The organism is Zhihengliuella salsuginis (assembly GCF_014651715.1).
In the GTDB taxonomy this organism is placed as follows: Bacteria; Actinomycetota; Actinomycetes; order Actinomycetales; family Micrococcaceae; genus Zhihengliuella; species Zhihengliuella salsuginis.
The window spans coordinates 245,460-260,438 of record NZ_BMXK01000004.1; the positions used below are offsets into that span (position 1 = coordinate 245,460).

Genomic DNA, 14,979 nt, shown 5'->3' on the forward strand with positions numbered 1-14,979 from the left:
GATGACCATCACCTGGTTCGGCTGGACGGCCATCGCGCTGACGGTGTTCCCCGTGGCCGTGCTCGCCTACGGCCTGTTCTCCGTCGACCGGCGGCAGTTCGCCCTCGTGAAGCAGAACCTGGCCCGCGCGGCGGTCGACGACGCCGGACCGGTCCACGGCCCCCGGAGCTTCGCCGAGCTGGCCCGGCGCATCACCCCGGGGACCTACGAGGCCCGGCTCGACCGCCTGCTCGCCTATGCCGGCCGGCCGACGTCGTGGCCCCTGGACCGGCTGATCACCGCGAAGCCGCTGGCGGCGTTCAGCGGATTCCTCCTCGGCGGTCTGGTGGTGCTGGTCTCCCCCGGGCCGTCGACGGTCGCGGCCTGGATCCTGCTCACGGCATTCGGCTACTTCCTGCCCGACCTGCTGGTGTGGAACGCATCGATCAAGCGCCAGGAGGCCATCCTGATGGAGCTTCCGAACGTCCTCGACCAGCTGCTCATCGCCGTCGAAGCGGGCCTGGGGCTCGAGCAAGCCATGTCCCGGGTCGCAGCGCGCGGCAGCAGCCCCATGGCGCAGGAGATGGGCAGGACCCTGCAGGAGATGCAGGTGGGCCGGTCCCGGCGCGAGGCGTACGAGGCGATGGCCGAGCGGTCGACCGTCTCCGACCTGCGGTCCTTCGTCCGCGCCGTCACGCAGGCGGACCGCTACGGGATCGGCATCTCCCGCGTGCTCGCGACCCAGGCGGCCCAGATGCGCGTGAAGCGCCGGCAGCGGGCCGAGGAGAAGGCCATGAAACTGCCGGTGAAGATCCTCTTCCCGCTGCTGTTCTTCATCTTCCCCACGATCTTCATCGTGGTCATGGGTCCGGCCGTGATCAACATCCTCGAGAGTCCGCTCTTTGACCGCTGACCCGACCTCAGGCTCCGGGGGAACCCCGCGGACCGTCCGCAGGACCACCCGCATCCGCCGGCACCCTGCGGGCTCTGGTCAGCTCGGCGCGGGCGGCCAGCTCCGCGGCCTCGTCCGGGTAGGCGACCTCCTCGAGCACGAGCGGGTGGGGCGCCGCCAGGATCGACTTCGCGTCGCGCACGCGGGCGGCCAGGCGCTCGCCCATCCACCCCGCGTGCTCGCGGCCGTCGCCGATGCGCAGCGCCGCGCCGATGACGGCCCGCACCATGTTGTGGCAGAACGCGTCCGCCCGCAGGTGGGCCGTGATCACCCCGTCCGCCCCGCGCTCGAAGCGGCAGTCGGTGAGGGTGCGGATCGTCGTCGCCCTCTCGCGGGGCTTGCAGAAGCTCAGGAAGTCGTGCTGGCCCAGCAGGGCGCCGACGTCTGCGTTCATCGCGGCGACGTCGACGGGGTCGGCGTGCCAGAGGGTCGTGCGGCGTTCGAGCGGATCCCAGCGGTCGGGGCCGTCGGCGATGCGGTACGAGTACCGGCGCCAGAGCGCGGAGAAGCGGGCGTCGAAGCCTTCGGATGCGACCTCGACGGAACGGATCAGGATCGCCTGCCCGTGCCGGGTGAGGACACCGCGCAGGCGGCGCAGCAGAGAGCGCAACGGGTCGATGTCGCGGCCGCGGGAGAGCCCCGCCACCTCGTCCCCTGTCAGGTCGAAGTGTGCGACCTGGCCGCGGGCGTGCACGCCGGCGTCGGTGCGGCCGGCCACCGTGGTGCGCACGCGGCGGCGGACCAGCAGCTCGAGCCCCTCCTCGAGCCGGCCCTGCACCGTGGTCCGGCCGGGCTGGACGGCCCAGCCGGAGAACTCGGCGCCGTCGTAGGCGAGCAGCACCTTGATGCGGACGAGTGCCGGAGCGGACGCGCCGCCGTCGTGCCCGTCCGCGGTGGACGGGACGACGAGACCGGCTGCGGCAAGAGGATCGTTCGGACACATGACGACCATTCTATGGGGACGTACCCCGGCCGCGCCGCGGACCGGGACACCCCGACCACTGGATACGGAGTCAGGAAGCCATGGCAGATACCGGCAAATCCAGCAAGCCGCGGACCTCGCGGATCATCGGCCAGGACATCTACGCGACCCACATCGCCACCCGGCTGCAGGACTTCTTCCTCGCGTCGGCGCCCTGGCAGCGCCGGCTCTGGGAGGCCGGCACGCTCTCGACGCTCACCGAGCTCCTCGACGCCTCGCGCTGGCAGAGCGAAGGTGTCCTGCACCCGGCTGCGATCAAGAATCTGGCCGCAGACCTCGGCACCCTGATGGCCACGGACCCCGGCATCGGCGGACCGAAGAAGACAGAACTCATCAACGCCGAGCTGTCGACGAATGTCCCGTACGGCTCCGAGCACTGGCAATCGCTCGAACAGCTCACGAAGCAGACGAAGCGCCAATATCTGAAGTTCTGGCGGGACGCGATTGACTCGAATTCTCCACCTGGAGCCGAACGGGCCGCTCGGGCCGTCGCGGCCACCCTCCTCGACACCGGCTACAGCATGACGATGCTCCACGGCTGGATCACCGATCACATACAGAATTGCGTGCCGCTGGGGGAAATGCTCGAATCCGCCGACGCCCTGCGACGGCAGAAGCCGACGAATTTCACCGTCGCAATCCCGTTCACCTCGATGCCGCGGGCAAACGTCGCTCGTTCGAATCCGGCCTGGCAGGACGCCCCGGCGATCAAACTCTGGCTCGGCGACTCCCGGAAGGCCCTGACGAAGGGCGTCTACTTCATGGGCGGCTTCCGGTACGTGCTGAGCGCCATGGACGAGCACTCCGCCCTCCAGGAAGCTTCCGCGATTCGCGGGCGGATTCTCGCACGCAGCAGCTTCGTTCCCGGGTACCGGAACATCGCGTCAGCTGGGATCGTCTGGATCCTCAACCATGCCACCGGTGCGACTCGACAGTTCCCGTTGGAGGAAGTCCATCGGGGCATCTTCCTGCACTCTCTGGGAGCGGGCGACCGAGTGCACGCCGTCGGATCCACCGTCAGCCGTCTGGACGACGCCCTCGAGCTGGCCTCGTCCCTCAACAACAGCAGCTCGCCCGGGCAGCCCATTGTCAATGGATGGTCCGCCCTCGAAGGGCTGCTGTTCACTTCCGAGAATCCCCTAGACGTCAAGAAAGGACGCGGATTCGTCGCAACTTCACGGGCCGCCCTGCTCGCGACCTGTTCGTGGCCGCGAGCCGAGTTGACGAGCCTCTCGTACTCCAAACGGCAGGACGTCACCGCTCTGGACTTGCGTCTCGAAGGTGCAGCGAGCAACCACGAACGGTGTGGGCACCTGCTCCAACAGCTCCGGGCGACGGGGAATCTGAGTCTGTCGGATCCGCGCGATCGGGCGGCGCAGGAGCGGATGCTCCAGCTGATCAAGGACAAGTCCGGGACTCTCACGGCAGTGAAGCTCCAGATGGAGCTGGCGTTCCGCCGCCTCTACCGGAACAGGAACATCGTGGTCCACGGCGGAGCGGCCTCGGCCCAGACCCTCGCGGTCGCCGTACGCACCACCGCTCCCCTGGTGGGCGCAGTGCTCGACCGCCTCGTGCACGCCCAGTTGACGGACGGCGTCGAACCGCTGAGCCTCGCCGCGCGAGCGGAACTGAGCCTGAAGAAGGTCGGCCTCGGCGCGGGGCCGCCCGTGCACAGCCTCCTGGAGTAGAGCCCGTCCTTAAAAGGCGCAGGGCCCGCACCCCCGGAAGGGTGCGGGCCCTGCAGCGCGGAAGACGCGCGGAGGTCAGCTCAGCGAGCTCAGGCCTCCTTGGTCTCCTCGGCCTTGGCCTCGTCGGCCTGAACCTCGGCGGTCTCCTCGACCTGTGCCTCGGCGGTTTCCTCGGCCGGAGCCTCGGTTGCCGGAGCAGCCTTCTCAGCGGCCTTCTCGGCCTCGGCCACGACGGCCTGCTTCGGCGAGACGGGCTCCATCACCAGGGAGATGACGGCCATGGGGGCGTTGTCGCCCTTGCGGTTGCCGATCTTGGTGATGCGGGTGTAGCCGCCGTCGCGGTTGGCCATCACCGGAGCGATGTTCTCGAACAGCTCGAAAACAATGCTCTTGTTGGTGCGGCTGCGCGAAGCGATCGCGGCCTGGACGCGGCGACGCGAAGCCAGGTCGCCACGCTTGGCGAAGGTCACGAGGCGCTCGGCGTACGGGCGCAGGCGCTTGGCCTTGTGAACCGTGGTGGTGATCTGCTTGTGCTCGAACAGCTGGGCAGCCAGGTTTGCGAGCATCAGGCGCTCGTGGGCGGCACCGCCTCCGAGACGCGGGCCCTTAGCGGGGGTAGGCATGGTATTTCTCCTCAAGTGGAGTCCGGGCTTCCGCGCCTCGCGGCGGGAAAGTCGGACTGAAAACTACTGATGTGGGGGAAGGGCCTCAGGCCTCTTCGTCACCGAACTCGGCGTCGTCATCTTCGATCGAGGCAGCGTGCGCGGCCAGATCGTAGCCTGGAGGGGAATCCTTCAGGTTCAGACCCAGGTCGATCAGCTTGGCCTTGACCTCGTCGATGGACTTCGCACCGAAGTTGCGGATGTCCATCAGGTCTGCCTCTGAACGGGCCACGAGCTCACCCACGGAGTGGATGCCCTCGCGCTTGAGGCAGTTGTACGAGCGGACCGTCAGGTCCAGGTCCTCGATCGGCAGCGCCATGTCGGCGGCCAGGGCCTGGTCCGTCGGCGACGGGCCGATCTCGATGCCCTCGGCAGCCGAGTTCAGCTCGCGCGCGAGGCCGAAGAGCTCGACCAGCGTGGTGCCGGCGGAAGCCACAGCATCACGCGGGACGATCGATTCCTTGGTCTCGACGTCGACGATCAGCTTGTCGAAGTCGGTGCGCTGCTCGACACGGGTTGCCTCGACGCGGAAGGTGACCTTCAGAACAGGCGAGTAGATGGAGTCGACCGGGATACGGCCGATTTCCTGATCTGCACTCTTGTTCTGCGATGCGGAGACGTAGCCGCGACCGCGTTCGATGGTCAGCTCCATGTCGAACTTGCCATCGGCGTTCAGCGTCGCGATGTGCAGGTCCGGGTTGTGGAACTCCACACCGGCGGGCGGGGTGATGTCAGCCGCGGTCACGACGCCCGGGCCCTGCTTGCGCAGGTAGGCCACAACCGGCTCGTCGTGCTCGGAGGACACAGCAAGGTTCTTGATGTTCAGGACGAGCTCGGTGACGTCTTCCTTCACACCCTGAACGGTGGTGAACTCGTGCAGGACACCGTCGATGCGAACGCTGGTGACAGCAGCACCAGGGATCGAGGAGAGCAGCGTGCGGCGGATCGAGTTACCGAGGGTGTAGCCGAAGCCCGGCTCCAGCGGTTCGATGGTGAACCGGGAGCGGTTGTCCGAGACCACTTCTTCAGTGAGGGTGGGGCGCTGTGCAATAAGCACTTACATTTCCTTTCAGCGAGCGTCCGCTATATGACGCAACACATGTGGGTGGAAACGACGTTGGCCGTGAGTGGCGTCCGTCTTTGAAGTGAGTTGACACACCGGCGGGCACCGGCCGCCGTCGTCCTGCCTGGGCAGTGACGACGGCGGCGCGGTGCCTGCCGCTGAGAGGCAACTTAGACGCGGCGACGCTTCGGCGGGCGGCAGCCGTTGTGAGCGCTCGGGGACACGTCCGCGATGGAACCGACCTCGAGGCCTGCGGCCTGCAGCGAGCGAATCGCCGTCTCGCGGCCCGAGCCCGGGCCCTTCACGAAGACGTCGACCTTCTTCATGCCGTGCTCCTGAGCGCGCTTTGCAGCGGACTCGGCAGCCATCTGAGCGGCGTACGGGGTCGACTTGCGCGAACCCTTGAAGCCGACCTCTCCGGCCGAAGCCCACGAGATAACAGCACCGGTCGGGTCCGTGATGGACACGATGGTGTTGTTGAACGTGGACTTGATGTGGGCCTGGCCCAGCGTGATGTTCTTCTTGTCCTTGCGACGCGGCTTACGTACCGCTCCACGAGTCTTTGGGGGCATTGATGTACTCCTACGAAATTTTTGGCTTGAGGGCCGCTAAAAGCGGTCTTACTTCTTCTTACCGGCGACGGTGCGCTTCGGACCCTTGCGGGTGCGCGCGTTGGTCTTGGTGCGCTGACCGCGAACCGGCAGGCCCTTGCGGTGGCGGATGCCCTCGTAGGAGCCGATCTCGACCTTGCGGCGGATGTCGGCTGCCACTTCGCGGCGGAGGTCGCCTTCGACCGAGAAGTTGCCTTCGATGTAGTCGCGCAGCTGCAGCAGCTGATCGTCGTTGAGGTCCTTGACGCGCGTGTTCGGGTCGATGCCCGTGTCAGCGATCGTCTGTTCTGCACGGGTCTTGCCCACGCCGTAGATGTAAGTGAGCGCGATGATCACGCGCTTCTCGCGCGGGATGTCTACGCCAGCGAGACGAGCCATAGTGGTTGTCTTCCTGTTCTTCATTCGGAGGTCTGGAGCAGTACGACCCGGTTGCCCGGTCCCCGGCCTCCGTGCCGGGGGTGTGCGTCCCGCGTAGTGGACGCTGTACTGCCGAAATTACTAACTACGCGCAGGGGTTCCCGTGCGGGGAATTAGCCCTGGCGCTGCTTGTGGCGTGGGTTGTCGCAGATCACCATGACCACGCCACGACGGCGGATCACTTTGCACTTTTCGCAGATCGGCTTCACGCTAGGGTTGACCTTCAAGGCATCTTCCTTTGCGATGTGTTTTTGAGTGGAGCAGTAAACACCTCAGCGCCTGCGGAACGCGCGCCCCCGTGTGGGGCCGTGCACTTCGCAAGCGCAGTTGTCTCTACTTGTAGCGGTATGTGATTCGGCCGCGGTTCAGGTCGTAGGGGCTGAGCTCCACCACGACCCGGTCCTCGGGAAGGATTCGAATGTAGTGCTGACGCATCTTGCCCGAAATAGTGGCAAGCACGACGTGACCGTTCGGCAGCTCAACGCGGAACATCGCGTTGGGCAGAGCTTCCGATACGGTGCCCTCTACCTCGATGACACCCTCTTTCTTGGCCATATCCTCCGCTAACTTTTGTGCCGGTTGCTTGCGCTCCCGGCGTTGATAGTTTCTGATTGCCTCCGCGTTCCCGCCCTGCCAGCTCGCAAGGAGCTGTTTTTTGGGCACGCGCGTAGAGACAACCAACAATCAAGGTTACCGGCTCCGCTGCTGAAACTGAAATCGACTTCATGCGACGTCGGACACATGGTCTCCGTCGGGCGGTCGCGAGCCGGCGGCTCCGAGCACCCCGCGTAGACGCAAAGACCCCGCGGCCGAACGGCTGCTCCCCCGCCGAAGCGGGCAGCCGATCGGCCCCGGGGCCTTCCGGGGGTCCTGCTACGGCACCACCGGCGACGGAGTGACGCCGTACTTGGCGAGTCGCTCCGCCCCGCCGTCGTGCGCGGTGAGGACCCAGATGCCGCCCATCGTGACGGCGACCGAGTGCTCCCATTGCGAGGCGCGGGACCGGTCGGTGGTGGAGATCGTCCAGTCGTCCTCGAGGACCGCCGTCTCGATGTTGCCGCGCACGAGCATCGGTTCGATCGCCAGGCACATGCCCGGCTTCACGCGCGGACCGCGGTGGCCGGAGCGGTAGTTCAGCACGTCCGGCGGCATGTGCATCTCGGAGCCGATGCCGTGGCCGACGTAGTCCTCAAGGATGCCGAGCCGCTTACCCTCGCGGCCGGAGACGAAGTCGTCGATGGCCTCGCCGATCTGGCCGACGAACCGGGCCTCCGCGAGCGCGGCGATGCCGGCCCACATGGCCTCCTCGGTGACGTCGGAGAGCCGCTGGTCCTCCGGGTCGGCCGTGCCGACGATGACCGTGCGGGCCGAGTCCGCGTGCCAGCCGTCGACGATGCAGCCGCCGTCGATCTTGAGGACGTCGCCGTCCTCGAGGACGCGGTCGCCCGGAATCCCGTGGACGACCTCCTCGTTGACCGAGGCGCAGATCGTCGCGGGGAAGCCGTGGTAGCCCTTGAAGTTGCTGGTCGTGCCGTGCTTGGTGATGACGGACTCGAAGACCTCGTCGAGCTCCTTCGTCGTCATGCCGACCTTCGCAGCGGCGACCGTCGTGTCGAGCGCTTCGGCCAGCACCAGGCCGGCCTCGCGCATCTTCAGGATCTGCGAGTTCGTCTTGTATTCGATCTTCGACGAGCGGAAGCTCATTGCGTCAAGTCCTTCTTCTCTGTTCCCCGGCCCTGCCGGAGTGTGGTCCCGTCGCCTGCGACGGTCTGCGGGTGCCGTCGCGAACGACGGCGGCAGCCCCCGCACGCGGGTGCGGGGGCTGCCGTGGTCTTCATGCGGGAGAACGCTATGCGTTGCCGCCCAGGCCGTCGAGAAGGCGGGCGGTGACGTCCTCGACGTCGCCCAGTCCATCGACCTCGCGGACGATGCCGCGCTCGCGGTAGCGGTCCACGACGATCGCCGTCTGCTCGTGGTAGAGCGCCAGGCGGTGGCGGATCACGTCCTCGGTGTCATCGGCGCGGCCCTCGATCTCGGCGCGCTTGAGGAGTCGGGTGACGAGCTCCTCGTCGTCGACCGTCAGCATCAGCACGGCGTCGAGCTCCTGCTCGTTGTCTCCGAGGATCGAATCGAGCTCGTCGACCTGCGCGGACGTGCGCGGGTAGCCGTCCAGGAGGAAGCCCTCTTCGACGTCGGCCTGGGCCAGACGGTCGCGCACCATGTTGTTGGTCACCGAGTCCGGGACGAAGTCGCCGGCGTCGATGTACTTCTTGGCTTCGAGGCCCAGCGGGGTCCCGCCCTTGACGTTCGCACGGAAGATGTCGCCGGTGGAGATGGCGACCACGCCCAGCTTCTCGCAGATTCGTTCAGCCTGGGTGCCCTTGCCCGAGCCCGGAGGGCCGACAATGAGGAGTCGAGTCATCGCAGAAGTCCTTCGTAGTGTCGCTGCTGCATCTGAGCATTGATTTGCTTGACGGTCTCAAGACCAACACCGACCATGATGAGGATCGCGATGCCGCCAAAGGGGAAGTTCTGGTCTGCATTGATCAGCACGATCGCGAGCAACGGGGTGAGCGCGATCAGCCCCAGGTAGATGGAACCCGGGAACGTGATGCGGCTGAGCACGTACTGCAGATAATCCGCCGTCGGCTTGCCGGCGCGGATACCAGGGATGAATCCACCGTACTTCTTCATGTTCTCCGCGACCTCGGTCGGGTTGAACGTGATCGAAACATAGAAGTAGGTGAACCCGATGACCATGAGCACATAGACCGCCATGTACAGCGGGCTGGTCGTGCTCAGGTACGTCGAAACCCACATGGCCCAGCCCGGCAGGGTGCCGTCGTCGTTCGTGTTGAACTGGACGAGCATGCTCGGCAGAGCGAGCATCGACGACGCGAAGATCACGGGGATCACGCCGGCCATGTTGACCTTGATGGGGATGTAGGTGGAGGAGCCTCCGACGGAGCGGCGGCCGACCATGCGCTTGGCGTACTGGACCGGCACCCGGCGCTGCGACTGCTCGACGAAGACGACCAGGCCGATGGTGACCAGACCGATCAGGATGACGGCCAGGAAGATGGTCCAGCCCTGGGCGCGGAAGATGCTGCCCATGGAGGCCGGGAAGCCGGCGGCGATCGACACGAAGATCATCATGGACATGCCGTTGCCGATGCCCTTCTCCGTGACCATCTCGCCCATCCACATGATGCAGACGGTGCCGGCGGTCAGCGTGAGGATCATCAGCAGGATGACCAGGATGCTGTCGTTCGGGATGACCGGGACCTGGCAGCCGGGGAACAGAACCCCGCTGCGGGCCAGAGAGACCAGCGTGGTCGCCTGCAGGACGCCGAGGGCGATCGTCAGGTACCGCGTGTACTGCGTCATCTTGGCCTGGCCGCTGGAGCCCTCCTTGTGGAGTTCCTCGAAGCGGGGGATGACGACGCGCAGCAGCTGCACGATGATCGCCGCGGTGATGTAGGGCATGATGCCCATCGCGAAGATCGAGACCTGGAGGAGGGCGCCACCACTGAACAGGTTGACGAACTCGTAGACGCCCCCCGTGGTGTTCCCCAACGCGAGGCACTGCTGAACGTTTCCATAATCCACGCCGGGTGTCGGAATGAAGACACCGATGCGGTAGATCACGATGATCCCTAGTGTGAACAACAACTTGCGTCGCAAGTCAGGCGTCCGGAATACCCGGGCAATGGCGCTAAACAAGCGTCCTCCTGAAGACAGTGAATCGGCGGTGGCCGAAGTGACTCGATGAGTCTACCGGTAACAGTGACATGGCACTCACCCGGTCGGCGTCATGCATGAAAATTCTTCTTGACAATATCCGGGGACGAGAAAAGGGCCCCCGGCGGCACGGACCATGTCCGCGCCGCCGAGGACCCTCCCCTAGCTGAGATACAAGACCTTTAGAGCTCGGTCACTGATCCGCCGGCAGCGGCGATCTTCTCAGCGGCGGACTTCGAGAAGGCGTTGACCTTCACGTCCACCTTGACGGTGATGTCGCCCGTGCCCAGGACCTTGACGGGCTGGTTCTTGCGAACGGCGCCCTTCTCGACCAGAGCGTCGACGGTGACGTCGCCACCTTCCGGGAACAGCTCCGAGATCTTCTCCAGGTTCACAACCTGGAACTCGACACGGAACGGGTTCTTGAAGCCGCGCAGCTTCGGCAGGCGCATGTGCAGCGGCAGCTGGCCGCCTGCGAATCCTGCCTTCACCTGGTAACGGGCCTTGGTGCCCTTGGTACCACGGCCTGCGGTCTTGCCCTTGGATGCCTCACCACGACCCACACGGGTCTTGGCGGTCTTGGCACCCTCAGCGGGACGCAGGTGGTGAATCTTGAGTGCGTTTTCCTTGTTTGCCATGATTACTTCGCCTCCTCAACCTTCACGAGGTGCGGAACCGTGTTGATCATACCCACGGTCACGGAATCAGCTTCACGGACCACGGTGTGGCCGATCCGCTTGAGACCGAGCGAACGCAGGGTATCGCGCTGGTTCTGCTTGCCACCAATGGTGGACTTGGTCTGGGTGATAGCCAGCTTTGCGTCGCTGGGGACCAGGTTCTTCGCCATGAGCTTAAGCACCTGCCTTCTCGTTGAGGATGCGCAGCATCGGGGCCGGCACGACCTCGTCCATGGCCAGACCACGGCGAGCGGCCACAGCGGCCGGCTCTTCAAGGCCCTTCAGAGCAGCGATGGCGCCGTGCACCATGTTGATCTGGTTGGCCGAGCCCATGGACTTGGACAGGACGTCGTGGATACCCGCGCACTCGAGCACGGCGCGGATCGGGCCACCGGCGATAACGCCGGTACCCGGAGCGGCCGGGCGGAGCAGCACGACGCCGGCAGCGGCCTCGCCCTGCACCAGGTGCGGGATGGTGGTGCCGACGCGGGGGACGCGGAAGAAGTTCTTCTTCGCTTCCTCGACGCCCTTGGCGATGGCGGCCGGAACTTCCTTGGCCTTGCCGTAGCCAACGCCGACGAGACCGTTGCCGTCGCCAACCACCACGAGGGCGGTGAAGCTGAAGCGACGGCCGCCCTTGACGACCTTGGAAACGCGGTTGATGGTCACAACGCGCTCAAGGAACTTGTCCTTGTCCTCGTTGCGGCTGTCCTTGGAGTCGCGGCCACGGCCACGACCCTCGCCACGGCCACGGCCTTCGCCACGACCGCGGCCCTCGCCGCGACGGCCACCGGTGTTCTCCGCCTGGGCGGTCTGCTCAGTAGCTTCAGACACCTTGGTTTCCTTCTCGTTAGTAGCTTCGCTCACAGTGCCAGCCCACCTTCCCGTGCGCCGTCGGCAACCGCGGCCACGCGGCCGTGGTACTTGTTGCCGCCACGGTCGAAGACGACGGTCTCGACGCCGGCAGCCTTGGCACGCTCGGCGACGAGCTCGCCGACGCGCTTGGCCTTGGCCGACTTGTCGCCGTCGAAGGCGCGCAGATCGGCTTCCATGGTGGAGGCCGATGCCACGGTGATGCCCTTGCTGTCATCGACAACCTGGACGAACATGTGGCGGGCCGAACGGTTCACGACGAGGCGCGGACGAACGGCGGTACCCGTAACCTTCTTGCGGAGGCGCAGGTGGCGGCGGCCGCGAGCGGCCGACTTGCTCTTGCCCTTAATTCCGAGAGCCATGATTACTTACCAGCCTTTCCGACCTTGCGGCGGATCTGTTCGCCTTCGTAGCGGATGCCCTTGCCCTTGTAGGGGTCCGGGCGGCGCAGCTTACGAATGTTGGCAGCAACCTCGCCAACCCGCTGCTTGCTGATACCCGAGACAACCACCTTGTTGGCGCCCTCGGCGGCAAGCGTGATGCCCTCCGGAGCCTTGATGGTGATCGGGTGCGAGTAGCCGAGGGCGAACTCGAGGTCCGTGCCCTTGGCGACAACGCGGTAACCGGTGCCGTGGATTTCCAGCTTCTTGCTGTAGCCCTCGGTCACACCCAGGATCATGTTGTTGACCAGGGTGCGGGTCAGGCCGTGCAGCGAGCGGGCCTCACGGGTCTCGTCGGGACGCTTCACCGTCAGGGTGGTGTCCTCGATCTCGACCGACATGATGGCCGAGATGGTCGTGACCATCTCGCCCTTCGGGCCCTTCACGGCGACGTCATTGCCGTCAACCTTGACCTCGACGCCGGACGGGATGGTGATTGGACGTACTCCAATACGCGACATTTGTCTGTTCTCCCTTCCCGTTACCAGACGTAGGCGAGGACTTCCCCACCTACACCCTTCTTGGCTGCCTGACGGTCCGTGAGCAGACCGGAGGACGTGGACAGGATGGCAATGCCGAGGCCGCCCAGCACGTGCGGGAGGTTCGTGGACTTCGCGTAGACGCGGAGGCCCGGCTTCGAAATACGGCGGAGGCCGGCGATGGAACGCTCGCGGCTCGGGCCGAACTTCAGGGTGATGGTCAGCTTCTTGCCGACCTCTGCTGCCTCTTCGACGTAGTCGGCGATGTAGCCTTCACGCTTCAGGATGTCTGCAACGCGCAGCTTCAGCTTCGACGACGGCATGGAAACCGCGTCATGGAAAGCCGAGTTGGCGTTGCGCAGACGAGTCAGCATATCTGCGACAGGATCTGTCATAGTCATGTGGGCTTCTGCCCTTCCTCGTTGCGGTTTCCGCTATGAAAGCGGACCTGCAACGTAGTTAGTTTTCGGTGGTGAACGGGAAACCCAGCGCCTTGAGCAGCGCGCGGCCTTCGTCGTCAGTCTTGGCATTGGTCACCACGGTGATGTCCATACCGCGGACCCGGTCGACCTTGTCCTGGTCGATCTCGTGGAACATGACCTGCTCCGTCAGACCGAAGGTGTAGTTGCCGTTGCCGTCGAACTGCTTCGGGGACAGGCCGCGGAAGTCGCGGATACGCGGGAGCGCCAGGGTGACCAGGCGGTCCACGAATTCCCACATGCGGTCGCCGCGCAGCGTGGCGTGGGTACCGATCGGCATGCCTTCGCGCAGCTTGAACTGGGCGATCGACTTGCGCGCACGGGTCACGACCGGCTTCTGACCGGTGATGGCGGTCAGGTCGCGGACAGCACCTTCGATGAGCTTCGAGTCCTTGGCGGCCTCGCCGACACCCATGTTCACGACGACCTTGGTCAGACCGGGAACCTGCATGGTGTTGGCGTAGTTGAACTCGCCCTGCAGTGCCTCGCGGACCTCGGAGAGGTACTTGGCCTTCAGGCGCGGCTGAGTCTTCACAGCTGCATCAGTCATTAGAGAGCCTTTCCGGAAGCCTTGGCGTAGCGAACACGCACGGCCTTCTTCTCGCCGTCCTTCTCGACGGTTTCCTCTCGGAAACCAACGCGAGTCGGCTTCTTGGTCTCCGGGTCCACCACGGCGACGTTCGAAACGTGCAGCGGGGCCTCGACGACCTCGATACCGCCGGTGGCAGCACCGGAGGAGTTCTGACCGGCCTTGACGTGCTTGGTGACGCGGTTGATGCCCTCGACGAGAACGCGGTTCGCGTCCGGGAACACCTTCAGGACCTTGCCCTGCTTGCCGCGGTCGCCGCCACGTTCCTGCTTGGCGCCGGTGATGACCTGAACCAGGTCACCCTTCTTGATCTTTGCAGCCATGCTTACAGCACCTCCGGAGCAAGGGAAACGATCTTCATGAACTTCTTGTCGCGAAGTTCACGTCCGACCGGCCCGAAGATACGGGTACCGCGCGGCTCGCCCTCGTTCTTGAGGATGACGGCTGCGTTCTCGTCGAACTTGATGTAGGAACCATCCGCACGGCGGCGTTCCTTCTTGGTACGGACGATGACGGCCTTGACCACATCGCCCTTCTTGACGTTGCCGCCAGGGATTGCATCCTTGACGGTGGCGACAATCGTGTCGCCGATGCCTGCGTAGCGACGGCCGGATCCACCGAGAACACGGATGGCAAGGATTTCCTTGGCACCGGTGTTGTCGGCGATCTTGAGTCGCGACTCCTGCTGAATCACTATCTGCTCCTGTCGTCTCGCCGGTTCTCTTCTAGAGCCTTGCGGAACGGATATGTACAACCTGAAACTAGCGCTTACCCCTGCTTCAAAACTGCGCGGCCGACCGAGGTCAGCTGCCATGAGTGAAGCAGGGCCGAGGCGAATGTCGCAGGGCCATGCCGTGGATGCCGGAAAGGCCGGCTCTCGCACGAATGCCTGGCGCCGAGGTGGATAGTCCCGACGCGCAGAACGCACAGACCACCCAGTCTAGAGCATTCTGGCATCAAGCGCCAAACCCGTGATATAGAACGACGCCGGCCCCCTCACCTGAGAGGTGAGGGGGCCGGCGTCGTACCAGATCAGTCCAGATCTTCGAGAGGGCCTACTTGGCCTTCTCGACGACCTCGACGAGCCGCCAGCGCTTGTCCGCGGACAGCGGGCGGGTCTCGGCGATGACGACCAGGTCGCCGATGCCGGCGCTCTGGTTCTCGTCGTGGGCCTTGACCTTCTTGTTGCGGCGCAGAACCTTGCCGTACAGGGAGTGCTTTACGCGATCCTCCACGTCGACGACGATCGTCTTCTGCATCTTGTCGGAAACCACGTACCCGCGAAGGGTCTTGCGGTAACCGCGGGCTTCTGCCTGCTCAGCCACTGCGTTCTCCTTCTCGCTCATT

22 protein-coding genes are annotated in these 14,979 nt (G+C 65.2%); 2 read left to right on the forward strand and 20 right to left on the reverse strand.

Going from position 1 to position 14,979, the window contains the following annotated elements:
- The first annotated feature begins 1 nt into the window (after position 1).
- Positions 2-892, forward strand: coding sequence for a type II secretion system F family protein (locus IE069_RS06035; protein WP_189349215.1), 891 nt, complete (start codon positions 2-4; stop codon positions 890-892).
- 7 nt (positions 893-899) lie between these two features.
- Here IE069_RS06035 and truA read toward each other — a convergent pair whose 3' ends face one another.
- Positions 900-1,874, reverse strand: a complete 975-nt coding sequence (truA, locus tag IE069_RS06040) for a tRNA pseudouridine(38-40) synthase TruA (protein ID WP_189349216.1) — start codon at positions 1,872-1,874, stop codon at positions 900-902.
- A gap of 80 nt (positions 1,875-1,954) precedes the next feature.
- Here truA and IE069_RS06045 point away from each other — a divergent pair, with 80 nt between their 5' ends.
- Positions 1,955-3,601: an integrase gene (locus tag IE069_RS06045; protein ID WP_189349217.1), complete on the forward strand. Its 1,647-nt coding sequence runs from the start codon at positions 1,955-1,957 to the stop codon at positions 3,599-3,601.
- A gap of 89 nt (positions 3,602-3,690) precedes the next feature.
- On the opposite strand, the gene rplQ is transcribed toward IE069_RS06045, so the two are convergent.
- From rplQ to rpsQ, 19 genes are all read right to left on the reverse strand, one after another.
- Complete coding sequence (rplQ, locus tag IE069_RS06050; protein WP_189349218.1) at positions 3,691-4,224, reverse strand: 50S ribosomal protein L17; 534 nt, start codon at positions 4,222-4,224, stop codon at positions 3,691-3,693.
- Between the two features lie 85 nt (positions 4,225-4,309).
- Entirely contained in the window at positions 4,310-5,320 is a 1,011-nt protein-coding gene (locus IE069_RS06055) for a DNA-directed RNA polymerase subunit alpha (protein WP_189349219.1), read from the reverse strand.
- 176 nt (positions 5,321-5,496) lie between these two features.
- Positions 5,497-5,898 (reverse strand): 30S ribosomal protein S11, encoded by a 402-nt coding sequence (gene rpsK, locus IE069_RS06060; protein ID WP_189349220.1) that lies wholly within the window; start codon positions 5,896-5,898, stop codon positions 5,497-5,499.
- A gap of 48 nt (positions 5,899-5,946) precedes the next feature.
- Positions 5,947-6,315, reverse strand: a complete 369-nt coding sequence (gene rpsM, locus IE069_RS06065) for a 30S ribosomal protein S13 (protein WP_189349221.1) — start codon at positions 6,313-6,315, stop codon at positions 5,947-5,949.
- Between the two features lie 152 nt (positions 6,316-6,467).
- Positions 6,468-6,581 carry a 50S ribosomal protein L36 gene (gene rpmJ, locus IE069_RS06070; RefSeq protein ID WP_102159552.1) on the reverse strand — a complete coding sequence of 38 codons (114 nt, stop codon included), beginning with the start codon at positions 6,579-6,581 and terminating at the stop codon, positions 6,468-6,470.
- Between the two features lie 106 nt (positions 6,582-6,687).
- Positions 6,688-6,909 carry a translation initiation factor IF-1 gene (gene infA / locus IE069_RS06075; RefSeq protein ID WP_102159551.1) on the reverse strand — a complete coding sequence of 74 codons (222 nt, stop codon included), beginning with the start codon at positions 6,907-6,909 and terminating at the stop codon, positions 6,688-6,690.
- A 318-nt stretch (positions 6,910-7,227) separates the two neighbouring features.
- Positions 7,228-8,058, reverse strand: coding sequence for a type I methionyl aminopeptidase (gene map / locus IE069_RS06080; protein WP_189349222.1), 831 nt, complete (start codon positions 8,056-8,058; stop codon positions 7,228-7,230).
- 145 nt (positions 8,059-8,203) lie between these two features.
- Entirely contained in the window at positions 8,204-8,776 is a 573-nt protein-coding gene (locus tag IE069_RS06085; protein WP_189349223.1) for an adenylate kinase, read from the reverse strand.
- Positions 8,773-10,077 carry a preprotein translocase subunit SecY gene (gene secY, locus IE069_RS06090; protein ID WP_189349224.1) on the reverse strand — a complete coding sequence of 435 codons (1,305 nt, stop codon included), beginning with the start codon at positions 10,075-10,077 and terminating at the stop codon, positions 8,773-8,775. Before secY ends, IE069_RS06085 begins: the two co-directional genes overlap by 4 nt.
- Positions 10,078-10,277: 200 nt before the next feature.
- On the reverse strand, positions 10,278-10,733 hold the full coding sequence (gene rplO, locus IE069_RS06095) for a 50S ribosomal protein L15 (RefSeq protein WP_189349225.1): 456 nt from the start codon (positions 10,731-10,733) through the stop codon (positions 10,278-10,280).
- Positions 10,734-10,735: 2 nt separating this feature from the next.
- Positions 10,736-10,942, reverse strand: a complete 207-nt coding sequence (rpmD, locus tag IE069_RS06100; protein ID WP_189349226.1) for a 50S ribosomal protein L30 — start codon at positions 10,940-10,942, stop codon at positions 10,736-10,738.
- A gap of 4 nt (positions 10,943-10,946) precedes the next feature.
- Entirely contained in the window at positions 10,947-11,639 is a 693-nt protein-coding gene (gene rpsE / locus IE069_RS06105; RefSeq protein WP_373287798.1) for a 30S ribosomal protein S5, read from the reverse strand.
- Entirely contained in the window at positions 11,636-12,007 is a 372-nt protein-coding gene (gene rplR, locus IE069_RS06110) for a 50S ribosomal protein L18 (RefSeq protein WP_189349227.1), read from the reverse strand. Before rplR ends, rpsE begins: the two co-directional genes overlap by 4 nt.
- 2 nt (positions 12,008-12,009) lie before the next feature.
- Positions 12,010-12,546 (reverse strand): 50S ribosomal protein L6, encoded by a 537-nt coding sequence (rplF, locus tag IE069_RS06115; RefSeq protein ID WP_189349228.1) that lies wholly within the window; start codon positions 12,544-12,546, stop codon positions 12,010-12,012.
- Positions 12,547-12,566: 20 nt separating this feature from the next.
- Entirely contained in the window at positions 12,567-12,965 is a 399-nt protein-coding gene (rpsH, locus tag IE069_RS06120) for a 30S ribosomal protein S8 (protein ID WP_189349229.1), read from the reverse strand.
- Positions 12,966-13,023: 58 nt separating this feature from the next.
- The gene (gene rplE / locus IE069_RS06125) at positions 13,024-13,593 is read right to left on the reverse strand and encodes a 50S ribosomal protein L5 (RefSeq protein ID WP_189349230.1); all 570 of its coding nucleotides are present in this window, start codon (positions 13,591-13,593) and stop codon (positions 13,024-13,026) included.
- Positions 13,593-13,955, reverse strand: coding sequence for a 50S ribosomal protein L24 (rplX, locus tag IE069_RS06130; protein WP_189349231.1), 363 nt, complete (start codon positions 13,953-13,955; stop codon positions 13,593-13,595). The genes rplE and rplX overlap by 1 nt, the downstream gene beginning before the upstream one ends.
- Positions 13,956-13,957: 2 nt before the next feature.
- A complete protein-coding gene (gene rplN, locus IE069_RS06135; protein ID WP_189349232.1) occupies positions 13,958-14,326 on the reverse strand; it encodes a 50S ribosomal protein L14 in 369 nt (122 codons plus the stop codon).
- Positions 14,327-14,687: 361 nt separating this feature from the next.
- Positions 14,688-14,978, reverse strand: a complete 291-nt coding sequence (gene rpsQ, locus IE069_RS06140; RefSeq protein ID WP_189349233.1) for a 30S ribosomal protein S17 — start codon at positions 14,976-14,978, stop codon at positions 14,688-14,690.
- Between the last annotated feature and the right edge of the window lies 1 nt (position 14,979).

What these genes read in the sequence shown, in the direction of transcription:
- IE069_RS06035 (WP_189349215.1), top strand. Translation starts at nt 2, where the DNA reads ATGACCATCACCTGGTTCGGCTGGACGGCCATCGCGCTGACGGTGTTC.
- truA (WP_189349216.1), bottom strand. Translation starts at nt 1,874, where the DNA reads ATGTGTCCGAACGATCCTCTTGCCGCAGCCGGTCTCGTCGTCCCGTCC.
- IE069_RS06045 (WP_189349217.1), top strand. Translation starts at nt 1,955, where the DNA reads ATGGCAGATACCGGCAAATCCAGCAAGCCGCGGACCTCGCGGATCATC.
- rplQ (WP_189349218.1), bottom strand. Translation starts at nt 4,224, where the DNA reads ATGCCTACCCCCGCTAAGGGCCCGCGTCTCGGAGGCGGTGCCGCCCAC.
- rpsK (WP_189349220.1), bottom strand. Translation starts at nt 5,898, where the DNA reads ATGCCCCCAAAGACTCGTGGAGCGGTACGTAAGCCGCGTCGCAAGGAC.
- rpsM (WP_189349221.1), bottom strand. Translation starts at nt 6,315, where the DNA reads ATGGCTCGTCTCGCTGGCGTAGACATCCCGCGCGAGAAGCGCGTGATC.
- infA (WP_102159551.1), bottom strand. Translation starts at nt 6,909, where the DNA reads ATGGCCAAGAAAGAGGGTGTCATCGAGGTAGAGGGCACCGTATCGGAA.
- map (WP_189349222.1), bottom strand. Translation starts at nt 8,058, where the DNA reads ATGAGCTTCCGCTCGTCGAAGATCGAATACAAGACGAACTCGCAGATC.
- IE069_RS06085 (WP_189349223.1), bottom strand. Translation starts at nt 8,776, where the DNA reads ATGACTCGACTCCTCATTGTCGGCCCTCCGGGCTCGGGCAAGGGCACC.
- rplO (WP_189349225.1), bottom strand. Translation starts at nt 10,733, where the DNA reads ATGGCAAACAAGGAAAACGCACTCAAGATTCACCACCTGCGTCCCGCT.
- rpmD (WP_189349226.1), bottom strand. Translation starts at nt 10,942, where the DNA reads ATGGCGAAGAACCTGGTCCCCAGCGACGCAAAGCTGGCTATCACCCAG.
- rplR (WP_189349227.1), bottom strand. Translation starts at nt 12,007, where the DNA reads ATGGCTCTCGGAATTAAGGGCAAGAGCAAGTCGGCCGCTCGCGGCCGC.
- rplF (WP_189349228.1), bottom strand. Translation starts at nt 12,546, where the DNA reads ATGTCGCGTATTGGAGTACGTCCAATCACCATCCCGTCCGGCGTCGAG.
- rpsH (WP_189349229.1), bottom strand. Translation starts at nt 12,965, where the DNA reads ATGACTATGACAGATCCTGTCGCAGATATGCTGACTCGTCTGCGCAAC.
- rplE (WP_189349230.1), bottom strand. Translation starts at nt 13,593, where the DNA reads ATGACTGATGCAGCTGTGAAGACTCAGCCGCGCCTGAAGGCCAAGTAC.
- rplX (WP_189349231.1), bottom strand. Translation starts at nt 13,955, where the DNA reads ATGGCTGCAAAGATCAAGAAGGGTGACCTGGTTCAGGTCATCACCGGC.
- rpsQ (WP_189349233.1), bottom strand. Translation starts at nt 14,978, where the DNA reads ATGAGCGAGAAGGAGAACGCAGTGGCTGAGCAGGCAGAAGCCCGCGGT.